Raw genomic sequence first — 3,273 nt, forward strand, 5'->3', positions numbered from 1 at the left:
ATGGCTGCAGCTCCTGGTAATCGCGAACATTGTATGGGATCACCAAACAGTTACGTAGCCTTTGCCGGCAGCTAAGTGGAGAGCCGTGCGACCGTCGTTAGTTATCTCATTGACATCAATATCATAAGAGGCCAGTAACGCCATGACGGTCTTTAAGTGACCTAAAAATGCAGCTAAGCAGAGAGCAGTATCGCCATTGCAATTCTTCTCATTGACCTTGATACCTTTATTGACACCCTTAGCGCCCACTAACAATTTGACGATCTCTGCATGGTCACTTTTGGCGGCGTAGTGAAGAGCCGTCTCGCCATTTTTGTCCTTCTTATTGGCATCGATACCCTTAACTTCCAGTAACTTGTCGACGATCTCTTTGTAGCCTTTGGCGACAGCTAAGTGGAGAGCCGTGCGACCCTCGTTATCTATCTCATTGACATCAATATCATCAGAGGTCAGTAACGCCTCAACGGTCTTTATGTCGCGTAAATATGAATATATAGCCAAGCAGAGAGCAGTATAGCCATCGTCATTCTTCTCATTGACCTTGATACCCTTCTTGACACCCTTAGCGTCCACTAACAATTTGACGATCTCTGCGCGGTCGTTGGTGGCGGCAAGGTGGAGAGCCGTAAAACCACCCACATCATCCCGGTCATTAACCTGGATGTCATCAGCATCCAGTAACACATCGACAATATCTATGTGACCTAAACAAGCAGCCATCTGCAGGGGCGTTAATCTTTTTTCAATGGTTTTGGCATTGATATCCGCATTTCTGTCAAGCAGCTTTGCCAAGCCCCGTACATTGACTTCCAGCTCTTTCAGGCACGGGAGATTGGCATTCGCACCTTCGTCGAGCAGCAGCTTTACGACACTTAATTTGCGAGAAAGGACCGCTCGGAAAAGCGGAGTTTGACCCTGGGAATCTTGGGCATTGATATCCAGCCCTGTGTTCAGCATCAGTTTCAAACACTCGGACTTGCCATTATAGGCGGCACTCCAAATAAGGTCTGGATAACGATTAATGATTTGAGGGTTGTGCCCCAAGATTTTCTCAAGGGCATACAAATCACCTGATATGCAGGCATCAATAGGTAAGGCATTGCCATTGCGCAATAATTGCAGTTCTGACTGGTCACAAATGCAACATTTCCGTTCCTCCAGTTTCAGTTGCTCCAGTCTGAACAAATTTTCGGGAATACAGTCCAAGTGATAATGGTGAGGTGTTGGGCACGAAGTTTTAACAAGTGAACGCCCACCAAGCTGACTCGACTCCTTTTTATTTTGACAGTTTTCAGACTCGCAAGGTTGATTTGAACCGAACAGCCCTGACACCATCTCTGACGCCCATTGGAACACAACCACCTCCTCTTCAAATCACGATCTGTTGAAAAACTTGATAAAGTTTCCAAAAACATAAGCCATAAGTGCGAAGAAAAACGTAGCCTGTGCCAGTGTAGTATGCAACACCAGGTACAGTGCAAAAAAATTAGAAGCCATATCAGCCAAAAAGAATTTGTGCGGCACGAACTTGAATTCATGATCAGACTTGATGCAACACGGCTTTTGCCAGGTCTCCTGACAAACCGATGGCAACGGCCTTATGTTGCTGAAGTGACCCAGCAGTGCCTCAATCTCTCCCGGCTCTGAATCAATAATCCCCAGAGATTTAAAGGTCAAGAATTCAGGCAAAAAAACCGGCACTCTGGCCGGCTGCTGTCGCATAAAACAGGTCATTCAATAATGTCATCAACAGTAAGATTCAATGCCTGTGCAATTTTAGCGTTTGTTTTCAATGACCCTTGCTTCTTGCCACTCTCAATCTGGCTGATCATGGCTTCGGAAATACCGGTTTTTTCAGAGAGGGCCTTTTGACTCATGCCCCTGTACTCTCGCCACACCTTCACAGTGTTGTCAGTCAACAACCTGTCCACCACTTCAGCAGGTATCAACTCTTCCTCACCACGGCGTAACGCGGCCCGAAATTCCCGAATAGCGTCAGAATCTTCCAGGTCCTCCAGCTTTTCAATCATTGCCTGATATTCGTCATAAGGCATAATCACAAAAGCGGGTTTCCCTTCATGCTTCAATATATCGACCATCATCAAAACCTTTGGGGGCATTGCCGCCCCATCTTTAATGCTTATAAACCTTGCCTCGTGGCGAGATTTTAATCACCTCAATCATCAGCCTGTCATGCTCAATCTCATAAACAATGCGCCAGCCTTCAACCCGCAGCCTATAGCCTGTTTCACCCACCAACTTCTTCACATCACCGCCTGGCAGCTTGTTGATGGCCGTTTGCATCCTCGACCGGTCAGGCTCTGAGACTTTCCTCAGAGCTTTAATGGCCTGCTTTGAGTAAATCACCTTGAACATTGTATTAGTCTACCATAGATTAACTAAAAGCAAATATATAGTTTACTTTAGGTTAATTCCTGGAAATCTCGCAAATTAGAGATGTCACCAAATCTGGCGGGTGGTCGGTAATATTCTCCCGAATCCTTAGCTATGGGGACGACCTGCACATCCTGTGGAATCGGGGTTTCACCATCAGGCAGAGTAGACAAATAGGGATGACCTGCTTGCAAAAGAAAGGATGTGGTATTGGCTCCCTCGGTCAATACAGGCAGATCCGAAGCCGTGATCAGATGATGAAACACCGGTTTTGGCAGGTCTGGTAGCAGACAGATGGCAACGGCTTTATGTTTGCTGAACTGTCCCAGCGGTGCCTCAACCTCTCCCGGCTCTGAAGCAATAATCCCCAGAGATTTAAAGGTCAAGAATTCAGGCAAAAAAAACCGGCACTCTGGCCGACTGCTTGTGTCGTATACAACAGGTCATTCAATAATGTCATCAACAGTAAGGAGCTGTCTGGAAATAACTTCCCTATTTTCATTGCCTGACTGGACTGAGCTTGTCGAGGTTCGGTGGCACGACCCTTCGACAAGCTCAGGGTGAACGGAAATCGGGAACTCAATCAGTCGTTTCAACAGGTTGTAGGCTTTTGTATTTTTGAGAACGACTAAACCGTTTTTCGCTCATTAATCAGTATCTCCCCAGATTGCGGAAGGTAGCCTTTCTCTGAAATACGACAAATACTGTAAAGAAGTAACAGGATGAAGAAATTATGTGGATTTTGCAGCATAGGCATAACGTCCAAAGCACTCTGTATCATGTCGTTCATGCAGTATTTGAATCAACAAACATTGGTGTCTATATAAGTAGTTAACCAAATGAAATCATATTTTCTGACTAAGTGTTCAGTCACTCTAC

At 45.8% G+C, this 3,273-nt stretch carries 4 protein-coding genes; all 4 read right to left on the reverse strand.

Annotated features, from left to right (window positions below; genetic code table 11):
- Positions 1-39 precede the first annotated feature (39 nt).
- The 4 genes from KDK14_RS17415 to KDK14_RS17430 all read right to left on the reverse strand — a co-directional run bounded on the left by KDK14_RS17415 (position 40) and on the right by KDK14_RS17430 (position 2,792).
- Positions 40-1,185, reverse strand: coding sequence for an ankyrin repeat domain-containing protein (locus KDK14_RS17415; protein ID WP_257266457.1), 1,146 nt, complete (start codon positions 1,183-1,185; stop codon positions 40-42).
- Positions 1,186-1,730: 545 nt separating this feature from the next.
- Positions 1,731-2,120, reverse strand: coding sequence for a helix-turn-helix domain-containing protein (locus tag KDK14_RS17420; RefSeq protein WP_257266458.1), 390 nt, complete (start codon positions 2,118-2,120; stop codon positions 1,731-1,733).
- A gap of 13 nt (positions 2,121-2,133) precedes the next feature.
- Positions 2,134-2,376 (reverse strand): type II toxin-antitoxin system RelE/ParE family toxin, encoded by a 243-nt coding sequence (locus KDK14_RS17425; RefSeq protein ID WP_257266459.1) that lies wholly within the window; start codon positions 2,374-2,376, stop codon positions 2,134-2,136.
- Between the two features lie 47 nt (positions 2,377-2,423).
- Complete coding sequence (locus tag KDK14_RS17430) at positions 2,424-2,792, reverse strand: hypothetical protein (protein ID WP_257266460.1); 369 nt, start codon at positions 2,790-2,792, stop codon at positions 2,424-2,426.
- Positions 2,793-3,273 lie beyond the last annotated feature (481 nt).

The organism is Endozoicomonas sp. ONNA2, from assembly GCF_024606365.1.
GTDB lineage: Bacteria > Pseudomonadota > Gammaproteobacteria > Pseudomonadales > Endozoicomonadaceae > Endozoicomonas.